Here is a 22,672-nt window from a genome sequence, read left to right on the forward strand (position 1 = left end):
AATAAGTAGTGCCCTTTATGAGTAAATAGGATGATTTAATAAGACTGGTATATCTGCATGTAGGTTGGTGTTAAGTTCAGCGAAGCTCAAAATCAGATGTTTTGGTTTGAAAGGATTTGTGAGGATTTTTGGAACCAAAGAATGGTGCCCGGGAATGGAATCGAACCATCACGGTATTTCTACCGGGGGATTTTAAGTCCCCTGCGTCTACCAATTTCGCCACCCGGGCTTTTTTGCTGGCTCATGCTTTCTGAGATCAGCATATTCAGCGTCGAAACTTTCTCAAGCACATGCGTGCATTCAAAAGTTATCTCCTTGACTCTGCTAATCTCAAAAACCATGAGCCTAGCAAAAAAAACGCTCCTTTTATAAACTTATTCCGAAACTTTCTCAAGCACATGCGTGCATTCAAAAGTTATCTCCTTGACTCTGCTAATCTCAAAAACCATGAGCCTAGCAAAAAAACGCTCCTTTTATACACTTATATCGAAACTTTCTCAAGCACATGCGTGCATTCAAAAGTTATCTCCTTGACTCTGCTAATCTCAAAAACCATGAGCCTAGCAAAAAAACGCTCCTTTTATACACTTATATCGAAACTTCCTCAAGCACATGCGTGCATTCGTAAGTTTTCTCCTTGCCTTTGAAAGCCTCACTGTGTAATAGGGCTATCAAAAAATCCTTTTTGCTAACTTAGGTCAGCATATTCTGCGTCGAAACTTTCTTAAGCACATGCGTGCAATTAAAAGTTGTCTGTTTGTCTTTGCAGGCCTCAAGGTGTAAGTGCTTGTCAAAGTACATTTTGTTTTCTGGTGAAAACGGTCTTGTATTTTAGATTAAATACTTTGGCTGTAAAGTAATTTAATGCTTTAAATTTATTTTGAAATTGGAGGCTGAACCCGGAATCGAACCGGGGTAGGCGGATTTGCAATCCGCAGCATCACCACTCTGCCATCCAGCCAGCTTCAATTTCAAATGGCCTTCCTTGCGGAAGACTGGTTATTTTCGCTAATCTGATGGTTTAAATCAATAGCAGAAAATAAAAAGGGCTGATTAATCAGCCCTTTTTTATTTAAAAAATCTGGAGCGGGAAAGGAGGTTCGAACTCCCGACCCCAACCTTGGCAAGGTTGTGCTCTACCGCTGAGCTATTCCCGCTTGAGGTGGCACATTTTATCTTTAAACTGAGTTTTGTCAAATTGTTTTTCAGGAAAAATTTGATTTATTTTAATTTTCTTGATGTTGTTGGTTGAGTGATTTTGGCATTGGCTTTTATCACTCAGTCTTTCATCATGGGCCAGGCGGCTTTTAAATAAACATACATGGAGTATAAAGTCAGTCCTGCAGCCACATAGAGTAACACCAAGCCGGTGTTGTACACTGGGATAAACCAGAGGTCTGCTTCGTACAACAAAAAGCCGATGGCAGTCATTTGGAACACGGTTTTGATTTTACCGATCATGGCGACATTGACTGAACCACGTTCGCCTAATTCTGCCATCCATTCTCTTAAGGCAGAGATGGTGATTTCACGACCAATGATGATGGCTGTGGCGATCATCATCAAGATGGTCGGATGGTCTTGGAGTAGAATGACCAGTGCAGTGGTTACGGTGAGTTTATCGGCAACCGGATCTAAAAATGCGCCAAATTTTGAGAAGGTTTTGTGTTTACGAGCGAAATAGCCGTCGAGGAAGTCGGTGATGCTGGCTGCAACAAACACCCAACAAGCGATGAATCTTGACCATTCAAAGGGTAAATAAAAGAACAAAATCATCACGGGGATGAGTACCATCCTTAAGATGGTCAGTATGTTGGGTAAGTGTTTTGTCATGATGGTGCCTTTTAATGTGGACTCCATTTTAGCAATCATGTTGTTTGAATGTTGTAATATTTTGAGATTATATTTCAACCAAATAGTCGTGGTGAACGTCTTATGGTTATGCAGACTGAAAAAATTTATATTGAGTATTTGCTGATACAGGCACAAATGGGTGAATCTGTGGCTTTGCAGAAATTGATGCCATTGATTCAACAAAAAATGCTGTCATACGCCAAGCGCATCATGCAAGGATCGGCCGATGCAGAAGATTGTGTACAAGATGCCATGATGGTGGTGCTGAAGAAGCTCGCACAGTTAAAAGACCCTAAAGCCTTTCATGGTTGGATGTACCGAGTCATTAACACACGCTGCCAAGACCATTGGCGACGCAGTCATGCCAACAGACATGGCCACAGGGTGGATGACATGGATCCGCAAGCCGCAGCCTTTCAAACCGAGTCAGGCGAAGTGCGTGAACAGGTGATGGACATCAAAAAAGCCATGTCTCAATTACCACAAATTCAACAGTCAGTGATTTATCTTTTTTATTTCGAGGGTTTCAAAGTAGCTGAAGTGGCGAAGATCCTCGAAAAACCGGCAGGCACCATCAAATCTTTGTTATTTGATGCCCGCGCTGCCATCAAATCATTTCTCAAGCAGGAGTAAACTCATGAACATAGACCAACAAATCAAACAAGCATTGAATGAAGAATTCAAGCAAATCGTCAAGGACAATGAATCCATTGACGCCAATCCATTTAAACAGATGAAGGCCAGTTTCAGCGGTAAGATGAAATGGACCTATATGCTGGTGATGTTTTTTTCGATGGTATTTTTTGTTGGTATGCTTTACTGCAGTTATCAGTTTTACCATGCACAAGAAATCAAGCCCTTACTGGGTTGGAGTATCGGTATCATCCTGCTGGCCTTGTTTACTCAAATCAGTAAAATGTGGTACTGGTCGGAACTCGGTAACAATCGGGTGATTCGAGAAGTCAAGTTGTTGGAATTACAAGTGGCTCATTTGAGCGAACAAATAAACCAGGACTGAAGGTTGTGTTGTTATCGGCCAAGTGCGGTGCTTGGCCGATGTGCATTCATGGTGCTGGCGAAATTTTGCCGATGATGGAAAATTGTACAGCTTCAGGGTCAGATAAATTCTGTGCTTGGACTTGTGCTTGATGAAATTCACAGATTAACTTCACAATATAAAGGCCCAAACCCAAATGGGGCTGGTCTGATTTCTTGTCTCTGAATGAGGTCAATGAGTCGAATAAATGGTCGATGTGATCAGGCGGAATTTGTGAGCCGGTGTTACTGACTTTGATGACATATTCTTGGGTCTTTTCGCGGTATTCAGTGGCCAGCATGATCTGATCATCTGGGCCGATGAAATCAACGGCATTTTGTACCAACTTATCCAACATCTGTGCCATCAATTCCTGTGATCCCAGCACCGTTAAATCATCCTTACAGGGTTTAAACACAAGGCGTTTGATGTTCAGTTGATAAGCTTGGGTCAAATCTTTGATAAAGGCATTGATTTCAAAGGTATCGACTTCAGTTTCGGTGATGGTTTGTTTCAACCGACTCAAAGCGCTGAGTTGATTCAGGATGAATTTCAGTCGATTGTTGGCTGACAAGGCTCGATTGACAAACTCATTCTCAGGCTGTTCCATGTGCAAAACTTCCAGCGAGGTGTGCACAATACTGATGGGTGTTTTCATTTCATGCGAAAGCCTGGATCCCAATTGTTTAAGGTAATCGGTGTAGTCATTGATTTGAACCAGTAAGCTCGACATGCCGCGTGACAGATCGCCTATCTCATCTTTGGCATGACCTGAGGGCAGTGCGGTTTGAATATGTCCTTTGTCGTCCATCACATGTTGCAGTGTTTTGTTCAGTCTTTTGATGCGCCAAGCCAGAACCATGGCATAGATAAAATACCCCAACAACAAAGCCAAGGCAATCAAGAAAATTCTGGAAATGGATTGAATGAATGTTTGTATCAGTGACATTTGGGCGTCGGTGTGACGAATGGTTAATTCAATTTGACCCGCGGCAAAGCGCTTGCTAACCCGTTGGCCAAAAAAGTGGTTGCCATCACTTTGGTCGGCATCAAATGCCAACTCATAAATGATTTCAGTGAGCCAATCAAAGGGTTGTTGTTCTGTCAGTAGGTTTTCAGTTTGGTAATAGATTCTGTTTTGCATGTCCCTGATGACCAGTTGTCCATCATCAGGGGTGATTTGTTGTAGAAAGTCTTGCCACTTTTGATTCGTTTCAAACAATGGGGTCAGTTGGATTTGTTCATCAATTAAATGACCAAAAGACACCGATGAGTCTCGGCTGGCATGGTTGATGGCGGCCAAGCCCAGGTGTTTGATTGTTAAGTCAGGAAACTTGATTTCAACTTGGTAGCCGGTGGCCATTTCGTGCCAATACGCCACAAAATCGGCATCAGACAATTGATTGAAAACCGGACCTTCGGCTTGTCTGTTGATGGTTATTTTTTTGATTCCCCTGGTTTCACCCAAAGCCAAAATGATGCGATCTGCGGGGTTATTTAGGTTGGTGTAAACGCTGTTGTCCAATACTTCAACCACCAAATGGGTTTGTTGTTGTAGGCGACCTATTTTGAAACGCATGCGATGATTGATGCGGTACCAAGGGATGTGTTCCCATTCAGTCAAGTTGCCATCGATTGCCACTTCATTGCTTTGGGCCAAAGACAAGTCCCCAGCAATCCAACCGCTCAGCTCATCCACACGGTCTTGGTGAAACTGTTGTACGCTGTTGACGATGACTTGAGCTTGTTTGTCAGCGGCTGCCAACATGTTGTCTTGAAAAGTTTGATTGAGTGACTTAAAAGCCAGCCACACCACCAAAGGAAAACTCAAGCTGAGTACCGCAATGATGCTGATCTGCCATTTAAGTTTCATGGTTTCCAGCGATAACCCATGCCGTGTACCGTATCAATTTGATCGAAAGTGGGGTCGATTTTTTGAAATTTTTTGCGAATCCTTTTGATGTGAGAAGTGATGGTGCTGTCATCCACGTATACATTGGCATCTTTCATCAATTGTTCTCTGGTTTTAACTTGTCCTGGAAAACGCGCCAATGACTGAACCATCCAAAACTCAGTGACTGTTAAGTCAACCAGCTGCTGTTGCCAAAATAATTGTAGGTTATCAATCAAAATACGTAAATCACCTTTTTCAAACTGGGCTTTTTGAACATGAGACTGATTGACATCCTGACGACGAAACAAGCCAGCAATCCTGGCCAATAAATGTGGCATGGATATGTCTTTGCTTAAATAATCATCGGCCCCTAAGCGCAAACCCGACACCACATCAATTTCATCGTCTCTGGCTGTCAGCATGAGGATCGGTAAGGAAGCTGATTGTTGTCGCAACATTTGACACAATTGAAACCCTGCATCAGCATTAAGTCCCAAACCCACATCCAAGATAACCAAATCAGGGCTGTTGGTAGAGAAATAATTTTCAGCCGATTCAGGGGTGCTCAAACCGGTGACTTGATAGCCGTGTTTTTCTAAGGTGGCCTTATAGTTGGCCAGTAAATCGGTCTCATCTTCTACGATGACTATGTGTTTTTGGTTCATAAGCTTTTAAAAAGTAAATTATCTTTAACTTTGGTGGTCAAATGAGGGTTCTGACTGCATTCATTGTATAATGTTCAGTCTTTAATTGAAATCAAAGCGCATCGGATAATTAACATGAGGAAGTTGTTAAAGTTTTTTTGGTTCATGACCAAATTGGGATTGTTTTTTGCCGTTTTAGGCATTGCCATGATTTATGGTCTGTATAAATACTACGAACCTGAATTGCCGTCAGTTGAGTCAATCAAAGAATACAAGCTGCAAGTGCCTTTGCGGGTATTTTCTGAGGACGGAAAACTGATCTCAGTATTTGGCACCAAACGCCGAATTCCAGTGGCGATAAATGACATTCCGTTGCAAGTTAAACAGGCGTACATCGCCGCAGAAGATTCCAGTTTTTATTCCCATCCTGGCTTTGACATCAAGGGCATTTTGCGTGCAGTGTGGCAAATTGTCACCACCGGCAAAAAACAAGGGGGCGGTTCAACCATCACTCAGCAGTTAACGCGCAATGTGTTTTTGACCTTGGATCAAACTTGGACCAGAAAAATCAAAGAACTGTTCTTGGCGGTTAAATTAGAACGGACCATCTCCAAGGATGAAATTTTAGAACTGTATTTGAATAAAATCGCCTTGGGACACCGTTCTTATGGTGTGGCCGCAGCGGCTGAAGTTTATTACGGTAAAACATTGGATGAGCTGACATTGGCAGAATCAGCCATGTTGGCAGCACCACCGAAAGCCCCTTCACGAATTAACCCAGTGACCAGTCCTGAGCGTGCCTTGCAAAGAAGGAATTATGTCTTGGGTCGCATGTTGGATCTTGGCTACATCAATCAACAGCAACATGATGAGGCTGTGGCAGAAGAAGACAAAGCTTATGTTCATCAACCCGTGGTTGAATTGAATGCGCCCTGGGTGGCTGAAATGGTGCGTACACAAATGATTGAACAATACGGTGACGATGCTTATACCGATGGTTATGACGTCATCACCACCATCCATTCAGCAAAACAAGCCGCAGCGGAAATGGCGATGCAAAAAGGATTGCATGCCTATGACCGCAGACACGGCTATCGTGGGGCGGTACAACATTATGACCTAACGGGCGAATTCGATTTGGAAAAAATCACTGATGAGTTGAGTGATTTTCCACAGCCTGGTGGCTTACAAGCGGCACTGGTGTTAGCGCTTGATGCAGCAACAGCGATGGCTCGTTTGGGTGATGGCCAAGACATTGCTTTGAGTTTTGAAACCAGTCAGTGGGCAGCGCCCTATGTCGATAACCATCGCGTGGGAAATAAGCCCAAAGATTTAACCGAGATTTTAAAAGTCGGTGATGTGGTCATGGTTAAACGAGGCGAAAGTGGTGAATTCGAACTGAGTCAAATACCACAAGTTCAAGGCGCCTTGGTCAGTTTAGATCCTGACAATGGTGGAATCTACGCATTGATTGGTGGTTTTGATTATTATTTGAGCAAGTTCAATCGTGCCACCCAAGCCAAACGCCAACCTGGCTCCGGCTTCAAGCCCATCGTGTATTCGGCTGCCATTGACCATGGGCTAAATGCCGCCAGCATCATCAATGATGCCCCGATTGTGTTTGAAGACGATAAATTAGAACGCACTTGGCGCCCTGAAAATTACAGTGAAAAATTCTTTGGCCCGACTCGGTTGCGAGAAGGCATTGTTAACTCCAGAAACTTGGTATCGATTCGGGTGCTGCGACAAATTGGTATTCGCAATGGTCGCAATCATATTTTGAATTTTGGCTTCAACCCAGATGATGTGCCGGCTGATTTATCGATTGCTTTGGGCAGTCCCAATGTGCCGATCATTGACATGAGTCGGGCTTTTGCTGTTTTTGCCAATGGTGGCTATGGCGTGCAGCCGCATTTAATTAAGTTAATCACCAACCAATCAGGTGAAGTGGTTTATCGGCACCAAGGTGAACAAGTTTGTCCTGAATGTCGAGTTGTAAAATCTGTGGCAGCAGAAACTGGTGACGATGAGGTTTTCGAAGAAGATTTGTCTTGGACACCAACCGATGAACCCCTTGAAGTCATTCCAGCGCCTAAGGTGATTTCAGCAGAAAATCAATTCATCATTGAGTCTTTCATGAAAGACGTCATTACCAGAGGAACGGGCACCAAGGCTTTGGCATTGAATCGGAAAGATTTGGCTGGCAAGACCGGCACCACCAATGACCAGATGGACGCTTGGTTCAATGGTTACCAACGCAATGTAGTGACCAATGTTTGGGTCGGTTTCGATACGCCTCAGCCCATGGGCCGTGGTGAAGTGGGTGGACGCGTGGCCTTGCCTATTTGGGTGGATTACATGGCCGTTGCCCTTGAAGGTGAGCCTGAATACAATCGCCCCATACCGCCTGGTATAGTCAGCGCTCGGGTTGACCGAACCACTGGTAAATTACTGAAACCCGGTGCCCCCAATGGCATATTGGAATACTTTAAAGTGGGTCAGTTGCCCGAAGAAAATGACCAAGAGAATTCAGCTGATTATGATGATTTGTTTTGATCAATAACTGATGTACGACCGTTTTAACCCATGCACTTTGGGTTAAAACGGAGTACAGATTCTGTTTGTATTTGGTGTGCGGTCCATAGAACCACATTCTGATTATGCTATGAATGATCAGAAGTACCAACCATTGCTCAAAATAATTTTTGCCGAAGTGGTAGAATAATCTCGGTTGAATTTAGATGTTAAAACATGTCTGCTGGTCAAATTACTGTTCTATTGAACCAAGCCAAACTTGGTGATAAACAAGTGCTTAATGAAGTGTATTCTTTGTTATATGCTGAAATTAAGTCAATTGCCGGTTTTCAATTGAAGCAATTGAGCAGCGGACAAACCATCACGCCCACCGTTTTGGCGCATGAATGTTATTTGAAGTTACATCAATCAGCCAGCATTCCCGTCAACAATAAACGCCATTTCCTGAATTGTTTATCAAGGTCCATGCGATTGTATTTGATTGATGTGTTGCGGGCTAAATCCAGCCAAAAACGTCAAAGACAACAAGTGTATGGTGGCTTGACTGAGCGAGTAGGCGATGAAAACATTTCTTTTGACTTGATTGAAATTGATCGGGTTCTGCATCAAATTGAAAAAGTGGATGTCAGATTGGCGGAGATTTTGCAGCATAAATTGATCTTTAATTTAACATTTGTTGAAGTCGCTGATATATTGGAATTATCAGAGCGTCAAGTGATGCGTTTGTGGAAACAAGCGAAAGCATTGTTGATGGCGATGCTTAATACTTCGGAGTCTGCGAATGAATGACATGAACATAGATCAGTGGAAAAAGGCCAATCAAATATATGCGCTTTTGATGGACCTGACCGTCTCAGATGCCTTGACCCGACTGAGTGAAATGGATGAGCTTGGTGATGAGTTGAAGGCTTTGGTGCTTAACTTGATCAGTTCTGGTAATGAACCCAGTCAATACTTCAAACAGCAAGTCAGTTCGAGTTTTCAGCTTGATGCCATCAATGCCATTGAATACAAGCCGGGTGATACCATTGATGATTATCAGCTGCTTGAAGAACTGGGTGCTGGGGGCATGGCCAAAGTGTTCAAAGCCAAGAAAACCGAGGCGGTTTCTCAAAAACCAGTGGCGATTAAGTTATTCAACCGTGGAGAGGTTTCACCGGTATTGCAGAATCGATTTGCCATTGAACAAGAAGTTTTGTCAGGCTTGTCACATCCCAATATTGTCAACATGCATCATGGCGGCACCAGCAGCAAAGGGGTGCCCTATATTGTGATGGATTTAATTGAACAGGCCGAAGACATTGATGAGTATGCACTGAAGCATCAAGTCAGCGTCAAACAAATCATTAAGTGGATCTTGTCGGCTGGCAAAGCCATCGCTTATGCCCACAATAATTTAATTGTGCACCGTGACATCAAACCATCCAATTTGTTGATTGATGGTGAAGGGCGATTGCGGGTTGTTGATTTCGGTATTGCAAAATTAATGACCAGAGAAGATTCGCCTCAAAAAACCACCATCATGGCGCTGACACCTTCATTTGCATCACCGGAACAGATTAACTCAGGTCAATTGTCGGTCACCACGGATGTCTTTTCATTGGCGGCTGTGTGTTTGGCTTTGATCATCAAAGAATTGCCCTTTCCTGCTGATCGTTTGCTTAAATCGTGTGCTGGTGATGAAGAACATGTGTGGCAATTGTTAAAAACCAAAATCAAAGACAAAGATTTAAGGAATATTTTAAACCATGCTTTACAGCACGATCCTGCCAAACGTTACCGCAACATGGATTTGTTTGTTGATGACCTTTCGGCTTGGTTGTCTGATAAGCCGGTGATGGCCACCCCAGATTCATGGTTGTATCGAATCAAAAAGTTTGCCAAGCGACGCAGTGCGTTATTTGCTGCATTGAGCACCTTGGTGGCTATGGTGGTGATTGGCATTGTATTATTGGGTTGGCAAATTGAAAAAACCCAGGCGGAAGCGGCTAAGGCGAATGAAGTTAAGGATTTTATGTTGGGTGTTTTTTCTGTGGTCAACCCCGATGAGGCACAGGGGGAAAGCATATTGGCCAAAGATTTGTTGGCACAGGCTTTGGCTGAAATCCAGGCCAGAAAGTTTCAGGATATAGGTACCAAAGCTGATTTGTTGGTTGCGATGGGTCAAGCGCAACTTCAGCTGGGCTTGAATCAAGCTGCCAAAGGCGCTTTTTCAGCTGCATTGGAAATCGACAACGACTCTGTACAGGCCCATTTGGGGGATTTAAAAATCGCCTTGTCAGAAGTTGATTTTACTGCCGCCATTGAGCAGATTGAACAACTAGACTTGTTGTTGGCGGAAGATGATGTGCACAGGGCTGATTTGCTGTTGCTGCAGGCGCAACTGTCAATTCATTACCACAAAGACTATGAATTGGCCCAAAAGCAATCCTTGCAAGCACAGAACATGTTTTTGAAAGCAGAAAACTTCACTGGCTATTTGACCGCGGCAAGACAGTTGGCCAATATACTTTACATTCAATCAGCGCCAGAGACAGCGGCGAAAGACCTGGAAAGAGAGTTGGCACTGGCTTTGAAAAAGCTGGCTCCAACTCATACCATCGTTTTGGCCATTAAGAATGATTTGGTCGAATTATACAATGATGTGGGTGATTACCCGCAAGCAATCAAACATTCATCAGAACTGATAGATGACGTCAAAAAAGTACTGGGTCCACAGCATCCATTCCTGATTCAAGCTTACATCAGTCAAGCGGGCACCCAACGGGCCACCGGTGAAATTGCAGCCGCCAAAAACAGTGCCAACCAGGCATTGACATTGTCTAAGGCGATCAATGGTGAGCGGCATGAATCGACCGCCAGAGCCCTTAATTTTATTGCGGTGTTGCATTATGTTGATGGTGAAATAGAATTGGCATTGGAAAACATGCAACAAGCGGCAAATATATTTGAACTCATCCTGGGTGATGATCATCCGGAAACTTGGGATGTAAAAACCAATTTGACTGCCTTGTTAAACATGTCGGGTCGTTATGATGAAGCCATTGCCACTGTTGAGCCGGTGTATTTAAAGCAGGTGGATGTGCTGGGAGCTGGACATAAATCCACCATTTACTCCCAGACCGTTTTGGCTCGATTGTACGGTGATGTTGGGCGTTTGGATGAGGCCCAAGCATTGGGTGAAGAGATGTTGAATCAAGCCATTGCAGAACTGGGCATGGATCACCCGTTAACCGCTGGCGGGCATTTTTCTTTGGCTCAAATTTATCAGCAACAGGGTAAATACAAATCGGCCATTGATTTGATTGTCTCAGTCATCGAAAGTGAACATTGGGATGAAAACAATGAACGTGCCATCGGTGCATACAATACCTTGGCTGGTTTGTATTTAGACCATGATGAGGTGCTTTCTGCGATTGAGTATAAGGAGAAAAGTCTGTCCGTTGCGGTCAACATCCTGACAGAAGATTCGCCAAGGGTTTGGGTACAAATGTTGAATAATTTAGAATTTTATATCACTTTGAAAAACCCAGAAAAAGTAAGGGTATACATGACAAACATCTCTGAAGTGTTTAAGCGTAATGAACCAGTCAATGAAAAGCACCAGCTTCGATTTGCCGAACTACAAGCAAAAGCCGAGGCGCTCAATTGACGGTAGATCATGCGCCGATTGTGTTGGCTTCCAGTTCTGTATACCGTCAACAACAACTGCAATCACTCGGATTGAAATTTGTTGCGATGGCCCCGGATATCAATGAGGTGGCAAAAGCCAAAGAGCTGCCTGAGCCATTGGCTGCTCGATTGGCTTGTGAAAAAGCACAAAAAATCAAAGCCCTGCATCCAGCTTCATGTGTCATCGGCTCGGACCAAGTGTGCACTTTTGATGGGCAGGCCTATGGCAAACCAGGTGGTGTTGAACGAGCCATAGAACAGCTGCAAACATTTTCCAACAACTGTGTCGAATTCTTTACAGCCTTGTGTGTATTGTCTCCAGCAGGTGAAAAGTATGGTTACATTGACAGGACTGTCGTCAATTTCAGAACATTGAATGATGCTGAAATCCTGCGATATATTGAAAAGGAAATGCCTCTAAACTGTGCTGGTGCCTTCAAGGTTGAATCTTTGGGCTTGAGTTTGTTTACCTCAGTGACAACTACCGATCCCAGTGCATTGATGGGGTTACCATTGATAAAATTGGGTGAATTCTTGCGCTTAAGCGGTTATCAAATCCCCTGAGCCAGCATGATCTATTAATGAGCTGTTTCAAGCGTTGGCCTTTATGTTTAAAATGGGTGCTTATTTATATAGATACAACGGCCAAATTAATGACACGTTCCGTAAACTCCATTCAGCCAACTCAAATGACCAGGTCTCGGTTTGAACTTGTTTAGCACTTATCAAAACAAAACATGGTTGATATTCTTTGGCTTGGCTTGGTTCATGATGATGGTGTTTTCTCATGAGTATTACAGCCAGAAAGTCAATCAAGCCAATCAACAGCAATTGACAAAAACCCAACAACTGGACTGGCATTTAACTTGGTCGCTCGATTCAAAGTCTGCCATAGTGAGCAGTTTTGAGTCAGATTGGCAGGTGGTTGGTCATGCAGTCACCTCATCAGAAAAAAATCCAGAACTGTCATTGGACATGCAGGGCAAGGTCATTGATCCAACCATTCATCAATCCTTGTTGGTTCAAGGTGAAATAAGCCAAGAAGCTCCTGCCAATGGCCGCTTTAAATTGGAATTTTCTGATCAACGAAACCAAATATACTATGTGTCTGAAGACTTGAGTATTAAGCTTTTGAATCAAGACCTGGACTTAAGCAGCCTGCGCTGGCAAGTGATCAAACCAGGTGTTTCGTCATCCAATGAATCATACGCAATCTGGTCAAACATTGCATTTTTGGATGCTTTGGTCATGCGTTTTTATTTCACAGCACCTTCGTCGCTTGTATTGAATGGCATTCAAATCAAGCAAACACAGGCCAAAAAGTGGACCGTTGATTCACCGATTAACTGCCAACAGCTTCATCTGCCAGCAGCAAGGTGTTGGGTCAGCAATCAAATGCGCCATTTCAATCTACAGCAAAACTTGATCTTGAATAATCAATTGCTGGTACAAAGCAGGGTGAGTCCATTGCCCGTTTGGAGTTGGTTTTGGCTGAGTGTTGGACTGATGACTTTGCTGTTTTTGCTGCGTGCCAATAAAAGCCTGACCACTGTATTGATTACATTGGCTGTATTTGTTGCCATTGCGCTGGTACATCAAGATTGGGTGGCAACAAATTTCAGTTTACTGCGCTGGCCGTTGTTGGCTTTGTTGCTTATTTTGTTGTGGCAAAACAAACATTGGTTGGCGCTTCCTGAACACCCTGCTGCTCCCGTTTGGCTCATCAGTCTGTCACTGTCAATGGTGCTGTTGCTGGGATTGGCTACCCGCCCAGTTGGATTAGAACTGTTATTTGATTTTCCTCAATACCTGTTGTGGGCATGCGTGCAACAGTTGTTGTTGGGACCGGTTGTCAGTCGCCTTTTATTCAAACAACTCAACATGCCTAAGGGGATGATTGCTGTGGTGGTTGGGGTGCTGTTTTCAATCATACATGCACCAAACCATGTACTGATGGCAGCGACTTTACTGGCTGGCATGGCCTGGTCTTATGCATGGCTTAAGTATGAAAACCTGTATGCCAATGCATTTTCTCATGCACTGTTGGCCTTGGTGTTTTATCAAATCATGCCCGAAGCTTGGTTAGGTTCAGCTCGGATCGGCGTGTTCTTTTAAGTGGTTCTTAGTTTTTTAGCAAATTCAGCAATGCGTTTACCCTGTGCCAGGCACAATTGTTTTTCATTGTGATCGATAGATCGATTGGATTCCATTTCGGCCCAATGGGTCGCACCATAGGGTGATCCGCCAGATTGAGTGTATAACAATGATTTTTCAGAATAGGGCAGCCCAACGATAACCATGCCGAAATGAAGCAGTGGAATCATCATATTGATTAAGGTGGTTTCTTGACCACCATGCAAGGATGAAGCCGTGGCAAACACACCGGCAGGCTTTCCTTCCATGGCGCCTGAAAACCACAGATTTCCAGTTGAGTCGATGAATCTTTTTAAGGGTGAGGCCATGTTGCCAAAATAACTGGGGCTGCCTAATAAGATGGCATCACAATCAATCATATCTTGTTCACAAACAACAACATCATTGGGTTTTTCGGCATCCGGCAAGTCAGACTCTACGGTGCGAAGCATGGCTTCGCAACCATCAATGGATTCCACACCACGTGCCATCAATCGGGCCATTTTTTGGGTGTTGCCACGCTTGGAAAAATAAAGAACCAGGACTTTAGTCATTCAAACAATCCCAACACATTTTCTGGCGGTCGACCAATGATGGCTTGGTTATTGAAAGTAACAATGGGGCGTTCCAGTACTTTGGGGAATTGGTGGGCCAAGGCCAGCAACTGTTCAGTGGATAATGCTGGGTTCGCCATGTCATTGGCTTTGAATTCGGCTTCATTTTTTCTGAGGATGTCATGAATGCCCAGACCCAATTGTTGGAGCATTGATTTGATTTCAGCCACAGTAGGTGGGTACTCCAAATATTTAATGACTTCGACGTCGTCATGCTTGGCAACAAGCAATTCAAGCGTGGCACGTGATTTAGAACATCGTGGGTTGTGGTAAATTTTAGCTGTTGGCATGGTGTTTTGCTTTTATTTATCGGTCAAAACCAGCTATTGTACGTTATAATATTTGGCTTGTCATGCCACTTCAAAACATGAATAAACACCTCGATACAAAGAATAAAATTGAACAGATCTTATTGACCTGGGGCGCCACCAAGGTCACTGTGACTGACAACAGTCATTTGCATGTCGGTCATGAAGGCGCCAAGTCTGGCGGAGGACACTTTGCCGTGTGGGTTCAGTCACCTGAATTCAACGGATTGAGCCGAATTAAAAGCCATCGCCTGGTCTACCAACAATTGAATCAATTATTTACCTCTGGAGCCATTCATGCTTTAGAAGTAGATGCCACCTCATAACTAAAACAGAAAATACACTACCATGAAAATATTCTTGATTACTTTTTCACTCATTTTGCTCACAGCCTGTCAGCCAAATTCATCAGCCGTCGATGACCCATCAGCGGTGTTGGTCACCGTAGGCGATAAAGAGGTGACCGCCATGTATGTCAACGCATACCTTTTGAATCGGGGCATTAAGAATCCCAGCCAAGTCCAAATGGAACAGGGTTTGGAAGAAGTCATTAAACAACAGTCGTTGTTATTGCAGGCTGAAAAAGAAGGCTTGGAGTTAAGCACAGAGCAGAAATTATCCATTCAACAATTCAAAGACCAAGCCATGGCACAGTTGGCCATGCAAAATTACATGAGCAATAACCCAATTTCAGAAGAGGCCATTAAAGCTGAATACGATCGCATCGTGGCTGAACTAAAAGGTGTTGAATATAAAGTCCGTCACATGTTGTACCAAGACGAAGTCCAAGCTTTGATGGCATTGGATGAAATCAATGCAGGTGCATCTTATTTAAGCAAAGAAAAGGAATATTTGGCAAGCATGGGTCCGGTAAAGAATGTCGGAGATTTGGGTTGGGTCAACATCAAGCAAGTGCCTGAACCCTTCCACAAACCCTTGCAAACAATGGAATCAAACCAAGTACACGATAAAATAGTGATCACAAAATTTGGTGCGCATATATTGTATTTGGAAGACAAGCGGTCATCGGCGCCACCAGTGTTCGATGAGGTCAAAGCGGGAATTAAGAAGTCATTGGAACAAAAGGCGGCTGAAAGGTTCGAACAATTGGCCAAGGTCAAAGCCAAAGTCCGCGTACAAAAATAAAAAAGGCCTCAATCTGAGGCCTTTTATATGGTTACTTAGTAGCAGCTGAGATCAGTTTAAATCCATAAAACTTCTGAGTTGTTCAGAACGACTGGGGTGTCTCAGTTTTCTCAGTGCTTTGGCTTCAATTTGTCTGATTCGCTCTCTGGTCACATCAAACTGTTTGCCCACTTCTTCCAAAGTATGGTCGGTATTCATATCAATTCCAAAACGCATGCGCAATACTTTGGCTTCGCGTGGTGTCAAACCTGATAATAAACTGGTGACTGTATTGGTTAAGCCATTGGCTGTGGTGGATTCCAGTGGTGACAGGATGTTGCCATCTTCAATAAAATCGCCCAAGCTCGAATCTTCATCATCACCAATCGGTGTTTCCATGGAAATTGGTTGTTTGGCAATCTTGATGACTTTTCTGACTTTGCCCACTGGCATTTCCATGATTTCTGCTATTTCTTCTGGTGTGGCTTCACGGCCTTTGTCCTGAAGTAACTGTCTAGAAACGCGATTCAGTTTGTTGATGGTTTCAATCATGTGAACCGGAATTCGGATGGTTCTGGCTTGATCCGCTATTGAGCGCGTGATGGCCTGTCTGATCCACCAAGTGGCATAAGTTGAAAATTTATAACCACGGCGGTATTCAAATTTTTCCACGGCCTTCATCAATCCAATGTTGCCTTCCTGAATCAAATCCAAAAATTGTAAGCCACGGTTGGTGTATTTTTTGGCAATCGAAATCACCAAACGCAAGTTGGCTTCAATCATTTCCTTTTTTGCGCGTCTGGATTTGGCTTCATTCACCGTGATGTTTCTGTTGATGCTCTTGATTTGTGGAATCAGCAATGAGTATTCATTCTCAATCCTGATCAATTTGTTTTGTAAACCAATGATTTCATCTTTGTAAATTTCAAGCATGGTGACAGATTCACCACCTTCGCTGATGCGTGCGTCAACCCAACCCAAGTCAGTTTCTTTGTTCATGAAAGAACGAATGAAGGCTTGTCTGGATAATTTACACTGTGTGACAGCGATGTTGAGTACTTTGCGTTCAATTTTTCTGATTTGGTCTTGTACCGATTTCACATCAAAGATGATGTCTTGCATGGTGATGGGGGCAAATTTAAACTCAACCAGTATGTCAGCAATTTGACGCATGTAGTTTTTTTGTTTTTTATCACCGATACCAGCCGTTTTGACGGAATCTAAAAATTTATTGAATAGTTTCTCAACGGCTTTGATGCGTTTGGTCACCTCATCAAAATCTAAACCTTGATCAACTTCTTCTTCCTCGTCCTCGTCTTCATCAACTGGATCAGTTGGCTTTTTGACTTTAGGGATAATGGCTTCGGTATGTGGATCGTAGATGTCAGTAATGAACTGTTCAATTTTCAAATCTGAATTGATCACATCTTGATGGTATTCCAAGATGGTCTTAATGGTCTGTGGAAACATGAAAGTAGATTCCATGATCAAATGATCACAACGTTCAATTCGTTGCGCAATGGCAATCTCGTCTTTTCTCTCCAGTAGCTCAACCGAGCCCATTTCACGCATGTACATTCTGACAGGGTCAGTGGTGCGTCCAATACTGGGGTCAACGGCTGACAGCACAGCGACGGCTTCATCAGTCGCGGTGTCATCATCTTCTTTGGCGGTTGAATCATTCAATATAATGCTGTCTTCATCAGGTGCTTGTTCCAGCACTTGAATTCCCATGTCATTGATCATTTGAATGATGTCTTCAACCGAATCGGTCTCGATGATGTCATCAGGTAAGTGGTCATTCACTTCTGCATAGGTTAAATAGCCTTGCTCTTTACCTTTTAAAATGAGGACCTTGATTTGTGATGTCTGTTTTTCAGTTGCCATATCGTATTTTCTATTTATTCCTTTGGTTCAACAATTGAACCAATAATTGTTTTTCTTCGTTATTTAAACCTTTTTCTAACTGTTTCTCTCTTAAACGATTGATTTTCAGTTGAGAGGTCAATTTGATTAAATAATTAATTAAATCATCAAATTCAAGGTTCTTTTGAGCTTCGTCCAAATGATCGTACATACTCATCAAATAGCCTAAGTATTGACTGTAATCAGAATGTCTGAAGTGCTCCAATATCCCCGCTGATTTGATATGTGGGTTGGTGTTGAAAATTTCAACGATTTTATCAACAATTTCAACACCTTTAAATGATAAATTGCTTAAGTTGAGTTGTTTGGGTATTTTATTGCATAATTCAGGTGAAATGAGTAACAAACTGATCAATTTTCTCATCGGATTGTCACTTTTTGCAGATTTGTTGTTGTTTTGTTTTTGTGGTTCCTGTCGGGTGTTGAGAGATATGCCTGACAATTCAGCGATTCTTTTGGCCACCATCTGTTTGAAAGTGCCTTTGGGCAACTGTTTGATAAAAGGTTGTGCCTTGTCAAAAAGTTGGGCTTTGCCATCAAGGCTTTTGGTGTTGATGTTTCTGCTGATGATTTGTACCAGAAAGTCTGACAAAGGCATGGCTTGATCAATCAATTGAATGAATGCCTCGGCGCCGTGGTGGTTTACGTAGCTGTCCGGATCTTCTTTTTCAGGTAAGAACAGGAAATCAATGATCTTGTGATCCAAGTACAGCGGCAATGCCATATTCAATGCTTTTTCTGCCGCCTGCACGCCAGCGCTGTCACCATCAAAACAAAACACGATGCGGTCCCAACTTTTGAATAAGGTGCTGATGTGTTGAGAGGAAGTGGCAGTTCCTAGGGTCGCAACTGCATTACAAATGCCTTTTTCGTGCAATGCGATAACATCCATATAGCCTTCTACCACCAACACGAAGGGGTCCTTGCTGTGTTTTTTAGCCAAATGAATGCCATAAAGTTCATTGCCTTTGTGGAACAATTCGGTTTCTGGTGAATTGAGGTATTTGGGTTTTTGGTCGGGTTCAATGGCCCTGCCACCAAAGGCAATCACTCGACCTCTTTTGTCATGGATGGGAAACATCAATCGGTTCCTGAATTTATCATAAACTCGATTTTGTTCGTTTTGTGTGGTCAGTCCAGCCCGTTTTAACAGGTCTTGCTCATTGTCATCAAATCGTTTGATCAGTGCATCCCATTGATCAAGCGAATAGCCAATTTGAAACCTTTGTGCCGTGGTACCAGAAATTTGACGGTTTTTAAGGTATGCAATGACTTGAGGTGCAGACTTTAGTTGGTGTTGAAAAATGCGCGTGGTTTTTTCAGTGACCGCAAATAAGTTGGTGTTTGATTTTTTGTGACTGAAGTTGGCTTGTTGTGGGACTTCCATCCCGGCCAGTTGCGCCAAATCCTTGACCGCGTCGACAAAGTCGAGGCCTTCGTACTCCATCATGAAGCCTATGGCGCTGCCATTTTTGCCACAGCCAAAGCAATGATAAAATTGTTTCTGTTGACTGACGGTAAATGAAGGGGTGTTTTCTGAGTGAAATGGGCACAAACCTGAATGGTCTTTACCGGCTTTTTTCAATTGAACCCTGGCGGCAACAACGTCCACTATATCCACCTTCTCAAGAAGGGTGTCTATAAATTCATTGGGGATTGATGCCACAGCCAGTTTGCAATAATATCTATGCGGTTAAACTGGAAAGTTTACAACAGAAGTTGTTCAGGATAAAGCGGCCTTTACGATTTGACCGACTTGTCCCATGTCGGCTTGTCCAGCCACTTTGGCTTTCACCAAACCCATGACTTTGCCCATGTCTTGCATGCCTTTGGCTTCGGTTTCTACAATGATACTTTGTACAATTGCTGTTACGTCCTCAGCAGATAATTGCTCAGGTAGGTAAACTTCTAGAATTTTGATTTCAGCCAATTCCTTGACCTCTAAATCAGTTCTTTCGGCTTGAGCAAATTGTTCAGCCGCATCCTTGCGCTGTTTAACCATTTTCGTGACAATCGCAAGAATATCGGCATCGCTGAGTTCACGACGTTCATCAACTTCTACCTGTTTAATGGCAGCCGATAACATGCGAACTGTGCCCAGGGTTTCTTTGTCCTTGGCTTTCATCGCAGTTTTGATGTCATTCATGATTTGTGCTTTAAGCGACATGATGTGTTCCTTGCGTTGTTGTTGGGTGTTTTAAAGAGGAATGTAAATCAATACATTCTTCTTGGGATACCTTCTTTAGCGACTCTTCTTTGTAAACGTTTCACAGCAGCTGCTTTTTTACGTTTTCTTTCTTGAGTGGGTTTTTCGTAATACTGGCGTTTACGTGATTCTGCTAAAATGCCGGCTTTTTCGCAAGCGCGCTTGAAACGTCTTAATGCGAAATCAAACGGTTCGTTGTCTCTAACTTTTACACTAGGCATAAGTTTTGTATCTCCAATGATGTTGCCCTTTGGGCTAAACTATACTGTTTTAAGCAGCCAATCAGCTGCTCGTAAAAAGACCGCGTATTTTAAGGGTTTTAATTTTAATTGCAAAGGTAAAATACTGTTTTTTTGGAACAATGCCGATTGAAATTGCTTTACCTAGTCACATTTTGTGATAATCAGGACTTTAGAATCATCAAAATGATGAAAAATGAGGTGGTAATTAATGACAGATGACATCGGTAAAAACTTCTTGGCTGTTAATAAACGGATTGCACAAGCCTGTGAGGCATCGGGTCGAGAATTATGGCCTCAACTGTTGGCTGTCAGTAAAAAACACGGCACAGATAAAATCAAACAATTACTTCAGTTGGGACAACAGGCGTTTGGCGAAAGCTATGTTCAAGAAGGCGTCCAAAAAGTAGAAGCACTTAAAAACTTGGATATTACATGGCATTTCATAGGCCCGATACAATCCAATAAAACCAAATTGATTGCTGAAAATTTTGCTTGGGTCCAATCAGTAGACAGGATGAAAGTTTTGTCCAGGTTAAACGATCAAAGACCAGCCAAGCTGCCACCTTTGAATGTGCTGTTACAGTTGAAAGTGGGTGATGAAAGTACCAAGTCAGGTGCCAGTCAGGAAGCCTTACTTGCTATGGTGGTTGCTTTAAGAACGATGAAAAACATACACTTCAGGGGTTTGATGTGTATACCACCACCCAGTGTTGATTCAACAGTTCAAAAGTCGTATTTTTCAGAAGTTTTGGCATTATATAAACAGCTTCAATCAACTGAGCCACAGGTGGACACGCTTTCTATGGGAATGAGTGGTGATTTGGAGGCAGCGATTCAGATGGGATCTACCATGGTCCGTGTTGGAACGGACCTATTTGGTCAAAGGCCAGGGTGAATGGATCAGAACACGGTCCAGTTCATTTTCCACCAATCCAAGAACTCATCAAAGTCGATTTGTTCATTGTGATCGACATCAATGGTTGCAAATCCCCTGATGGCATTGTCATGACTGGCTTCTGGCGCCAGTACTTTTAATAGTTGGCAGAATTCATCCAAATCAATTTGACCGCTTCCATCGTTGTCAAAAAAATCAAAATGATCTTTAACTTCTGCGATTTCTTCTGGGCTCATTTTAGACATGTTTTGTTTTCTTTGTAAGCTGATAAAAGCATATTATATCGTTGTTTAACTGATTCAAATGAACTTTTTTTCATGCATGTGTTAAAATCGCGCCACTTTTTATTTTGGAATGTATCATGGGTTTTAAATGTGGCATTGTTGGCTTACCTAATGTGGGTAAATCCACCCTTTTTAATGCATTGACCAAAGCTGAAATAGCGGCAGAAAATTATCCATTCTGTACCATTGATCCGAATGTCGGAATCGTTGAGGTGCCAGATCCTCGTTTGGCTCAGTTGGCTGCTATTGTAAATCCAAAGAAAACCATTCCTACCACCATGGAATTTGTCGACATTGCTGGTCTGGTGGCCGGTGCTTCAAAAGGTGAAGGATTGGGCAATCAATTTTTGTCTCATATCAGAGAGACTGATGCGATTGCTCATGTGGCCAGGTGTTTTATCAATGAAGATGTGATACATGTCGATGGCAAAATCAATCCGTTGTCGGACATAGAAACCATCAATACCGAATTGGCCTTGGCTGATTTAGAATCGGCTGAAAAGTCTTTGATCAGAACCCAGAAGAAAACCAGGTCTGGTGACAAAGACGCCGTTAAAAGAGCAGGCATTTTAGAGAAAATTGTCAATCATTTGTCAGAAGGCTTGGCCCTGCGTACTTTGGATTTAGATCAAGAAGAATGGGAGGCGGTGAAAGAGTTCAGTTTCATTACGGCCAAACCGATGATGTATATTGCCAATGTCGATGACCAGGGTTTTGAAGACAACCCACTGTTGGACTCATTGAATGAGTTTGCGGCAACTGAAGGCGCCATTGTGGTACCGGTGTGTGCTGCCATTGAAGCCGAAATTGCACTGTTAGATGACGAAGACAAGGCTGAGTTTTTGGCTGAAATGGGCCTGGAAGAAGCTGGTTTGAGTCGGGTGATTCGTGCTGGTTACGAATTATTGGGTTTACAAACATACTTCACAGCAGGGGTGCAAGAGGTTCGGGCCTGGACTTTTGTTCAAGGAGCCACTGCGCCACAAGCTGCCGGGGTGATTCACACCGATTTTGAAAAAGGCTTTATTCGGGCCGAAACCATGGCGTTTGATGATTTCATTGCGTTCAATGGTGAATCGGGCTGTAAGGAAGCCGGTAAGTTGAGGCTGGAAGGCAAGGAATACATCGTTAAAGAAGGTGATGTGTTGCACTTTAGGTTCAACGTCTAAGAAGAATCTACGCCACCACTTCTTTTGCTGCGCAAAAACCGTAATGGCTGCGATAAAAGTTAATGGTCGCAGCTGCTGATTCGCTGCGCTCACCAACGGCTGCTCGCCAGAATCTACGCCACCACTTCTTTTGCT

21 protein-coding genes and 3 tRNA genes are annotated in these 22,672 nt (G+C 43.1%); 11 read left to right on the forward strand and 13 right to left on the reverse strand.

What is annotated here, in order from left to right:
* Nucleotides 1-142 precede the first annotated feature (142 nt).
* The 4 genes from CCS90_RS11630 to pgsA all read right to left on the reverse strand — a co-directional run bounded on the left by CCS90_RS11630 (nucleotide 143) and on the right by pgsA (nucleotide 1,833).
* Nucleotides 143-229 (reverse strand) — tRNA-Leu (locus CCS90_RS11630).
* Nucleotides 230-887: 658 nt separating this feature from the next.
* A tRNA-Cys gene (locus tag CCS90_RS11635) sits at nucleotides 888-961 on the reverse strand.
* A gap of 121 nt (nucleotides 962-1,082) precedes the next feature.
* Nucleotides 1,083-1,157 (reverse strand) — tRNA-Gly (locus CCS90_RS11640).
* A gap of 121 nt (nucleotides 1,158-1,278) precedes the next feature.
* Nucleotides 1,279-1,833, reverse strand: a complete 555-nt coding sequence (gene pgsA / locus CCS90_RS11645) for a CDP-diacylglycerol--glycerol-3-phosphate 3-phosphatidyltransferase (protein ID WP_099019932.1) — start codon at nucleotides 1,831-1,833, stop codon at nucleotides 1,279-1,281.
* Nucleotides 1,834-1,941: 108 nt separating this feature from the next.
* On the opposite strand from pgsA, the gene CCS90_RS11650 reads away from it, so the two are divergent.
* Nucleotides 1,942-2,487, forward strand: a complete 546-nt coding sequence (locus tag CCS90_RS11650) for an RNA polymerase sigma factor (RefSeq protein WP_162846879.1) — start codon at nucleotides 1,942-1,944, stop codon at nucleotides 2,485-2,487.
* Between the two features lie 4 nt (nucleotides 2,488-2,491).
* Complete coding sequence (locus tag CCS90_RS11655) at nucleotides 2,492-2,872, forward strand: DUF6768 family protein (protein WP_099019750.1); 381 nt, start codon at nucleotides 2,492-2,494, stop codon at nucleotides 2,870-2,872.
* A 46-nt stretch (nucleotides 2,873-2,918) separates the two neighbouring features.
* Here CCS90_RS11655 and CCS90_RS11660 read toward each other — a convergent pair whose 3' ends face one another.
* Both CCS90_RS11660 and CCS90_RS11665 read right to left on the reverse strand, forming a co-directional pair.
* On the reverse strand, nucleotides 2,919-4,763 hold the full coding sequence (locus tag CCS90_RS11660; protein WP_099019751.1) for an ATP-binding protein: 1,845 nt from the start codon (nucleotides 4,761-4,763) through the stop codon (nucleotides 2,919-2,921).
* Nucleotides 4,760-5,449 (reverse strand): response regulator, encoded by a 690-nt coding sequence (locus CCS90_RS11665; protein WP_099019752.1) that lies wholly within the window; start codon nucleotides 5,447-5,449, stop codon nucleotides 4,760-4,762. Before CCS90_RS11665 ends, CCS90_RS11660 begins: the two co-directional genes overlap by 4 nt.
* A gap of 114 nt (nucleotides 5,450-5,563) precedes the next feature.
* On the opposite strand from CCS90_RS11665, the gene CCS90_RS11670 reads away from it, so the two are divergent.
* The 5 genes from CCS90_RS11670 (at nucleotide 5,564) to CCS90_RS11690 (ending at nucleotide 13,750) form a co-directional block, all read left to right on the forward strand.
* Nucleotides 5,564-7,984, forward strand: coding sequence for a penicillin-binding protein 1A (locus CCS90_RS11670; protein WP_211337048.1), 2,421 nt, complete (start codon nucleotides 5,564-5,566; stop codon nucleotides 7,982-7,984).
* 195 nt (nucleotides 7,985-8,179) lie between these two features.
* Nucleotides 8,180-8,752: an ECF-type sigma factor gene (locus CCS90_RS11675; RefSeq protein WP_099019753.1), complete on the forward strand. Its 573-nt coding sequence runs from the start codon at nucleotides 8,180-8,182 to the stop codon at nucleotides 8,750-8,752.
* Nucleotides 8,745-11,615, forward strand: coding sequence for a serine/threonine-protein kinase (locus CCS90_RS11680; protein WP_099019754.1), 2,871 nt, complete (start codon nucleotides 8,745-8,747; stop codon nucleotides 11,613-11,615). The genes CCS90_RS11675 and CCS90_RS11680 overlap by 8 nt, the downstream gene beginning before the upstream one ends.
* The gene (locus CCS90_RS11685) at nucleotides 11,612-12,199 is read left to right on the forward strand and encodes a Maf family protein (protein WP_162846878.1); all 588 of its coding nucleotides are present in this window, start codon (nucleotides 11,612-11,614) and stop codon (nucleotides 12,197-12,199) included. The genes CCS90_RS11680 and CCS90_RS11685 overlap by 4 nt, the downstream gene beginning before the upstream one ends.
* A gap of 147 nt (nucleotides 12,200-12,346) precedes the next feature.
* Nucleotides 12,347-13,750 (forward strand): CPBP family intramembrane glutamic endopeptidase, encoded by a 1,404-nt coding sequence (locus CCS90_RS11690; protein ID WP_180236530.1) that lies wholly within the window; start codon nucleotides 12,347-12,349, stop codon nucleotides 13,748-13,750.
* On the opposite strand, the gene wrbA is transcribed toward CCS90_RS11690, so the two are convergent.
* Complete coding sequence (gene wrbA / locus CCS90_RS11695) at nucleotides 13,747-14,322, reverse strand: NAD(P)H:quinone oxidoreductase (protein ID WP_099019757.1); 576 nt, start codon at nucleotides 14,320-14,322, stop codon at nucleotides 13,747-13,749. The two genes, CCS90_RS11690 and wrbA, sit on opposite strands and share 4 nt — an antisense overlap.
* Nucleotides 14,319-14,672, reverse strand: coding sequence for an arsenate reductase (glutaredoxin) (arsC, locus tag CCS90_RS11700; protein ID WP_099019758.1), 354 nt, complete (start codon nucleotides 14,670-14,672; stop codon nucleotides 14,319-14,321). The genes wrbA and arsC overlap by 4 nt, the downstream gene beginning before the upstream one ends.
* A gap of 77 nt (nucleotides 14,673-14,749) precedes the next feature.
* Between arsC and CCS90_RS11705 the strand changes: the two genes are divergently transcribed.
* Together CCS90_RS11705 and CCS90_RS11710 are read left to right on the forward strand one after the other, a co-directional pair.
* Nucleotides 14,750-15,016 carry a BolA family protein gene (locus tag CCS90_RS11705; protein WP_099019934.1) on the forward strand — a complete coding sequence of 89 codons (267 nt, stop codon included), beginning with the start codon at nucleotides 14,750-14,752 and terminating at the stop codon, nucleotides 15,014-15,016.
* Between the two features lie 22 nt (nucleotides 15,017-15,038).
* Nucleotides 15,039-15,836 carry a peptidylprolyl isomerase gene (locus CCS90_RS11710; RefSeq protein ID WP_099019759.1) on the forward strand — a complete coding sequence of 266 codons (798 nt, stop codon included), beginning with the start codon at nucleotides 15,039-15,041 and terminating at the stop codon, nucleotides 15,834-15,836.
* Between the two features lie 51 nt (nucleotides 15,837-15,887).
* Here CCS90_RS11710 and rpoD read toward each other — a convergent pair whose 3' ends face one another.
* The 4 genes from rpoD to rpsU are packed head-to-tail and all read right to left on the reverse strand — an operon-like array spanning nucleotide 15,888 to nucleotide 20,168.
* A complete protein-coding gene (rpoD, locus tag CCS90_RS11715; RefSeq protein ID WP_099019760.1) occupies nucleotides 15,888-17,702 on the reverse strand; it encodes an RNA polymerase sigma factor RpoD in 1,815 nt (604 codons plus the stop codon).
* Between the two features lie 10 nt (nucleotides 17,703-17,712).
* Nucleotides 17,713-19,407, reverse strand: a complete 1,695-nt coding sequence (gene dnaG, locus CCS90_RS11720; RefSeq protein ID WP_162846877.1) for a DNA primase — start codon at nucleotides 19,405-19,407, stop codon at nucleotides 17,713-17,715.
* A gap of 57 nt (nucleotides 19,408-19,464) precedes the next feature.
* Nucleotides 19,465-19,908 carry a GatB/YqeY domain-containing protein gene (locus CCS90_RS11725; RefSeq protein WP_099019762.1) on the reverse strand — a complete coding sequence of 148 codons (444 nt, stop codon included), beginning with the start codon at nucleotides 19,906-19,908 and terminating at the stop codon, nucleotides 19,465-19,467.
* Nucleotides 19,909-19,955: 47 nt separating this feature from the next.
* Entirely contained in the window at nucleotides 19,956-20,168 is a 213-nt protein-coding gene (rpsU, locus tag CCS90_RS11730; RefSeq protein ID WP_077411162.1) for a 30S ribosomal protein S21, read from the reverse strand.
* Nucleotides 20,169-20,397: 229 nt separating this feature from the next.
* Here rpsU and CCS90_RS11735 point away from each other — a divergent pair, with 229 nt between their 5' ends.
* A complete protein-coding gene (locus tag CCS90_RS11735; protein ID WP_099019763.1) occupies nucleotides 20,398-21,084 on the forward strand; it encodes a YggS family pyridoxal phosphate-dependent enzyme in 687 nt (228 codons plus the stop codon).
* A gap of 5 nt (nucleotides 21,085-21,089) precedes the next feature.
* Here the strand turns inward: CCS90_RS11735 and CCS90_RS11740 are convergent, their stop codons facing one another.
* Nucleotides 21,090-21,329, reverse strand: a complete 240-nt coding sequence (locus CCS90_RS11740) for an EF-hand domain-containing protein (RefSeq protein WP_099019764.1) — start codon at nucleotides 21,327-21,329, stop codon at nucleotides 21,090-21,092.
* A 116-nt stretch (nucleotides 21,330-21,445) separates the two neighbouring features.
* On the opposite strand from CCS90_RS11740, the gene ychF reads away from it, so the two are divergent.
* Nucleotides 21,446-22,537 carry a redox-regulated ATPase YchF gene (gene ychF, locus CCS90_RS11745; protein ID WP_099019765.1) on the forward strand — a complete coding sequence of 364 codons (1,092 nt, stop codon included), beginning with the start codon at nucleotides 21,446-21,448 and terminating at the stop codon, nucleotides 22,535-22,537.
* The last annotated feature ends 135 nt before the right edge of the window (nucleotides 22,538-22,672 follow it).

Origin of the sequence: Marinicella litoralis, assembly GCF_002591915.1 — a bacterium.
Lineage (GTDB): Bacteria > Pseudomonadota > Gammaproteobacteria > Xanthomonadales > Marinicellaceae > Marinicella > Marinicella litoralis.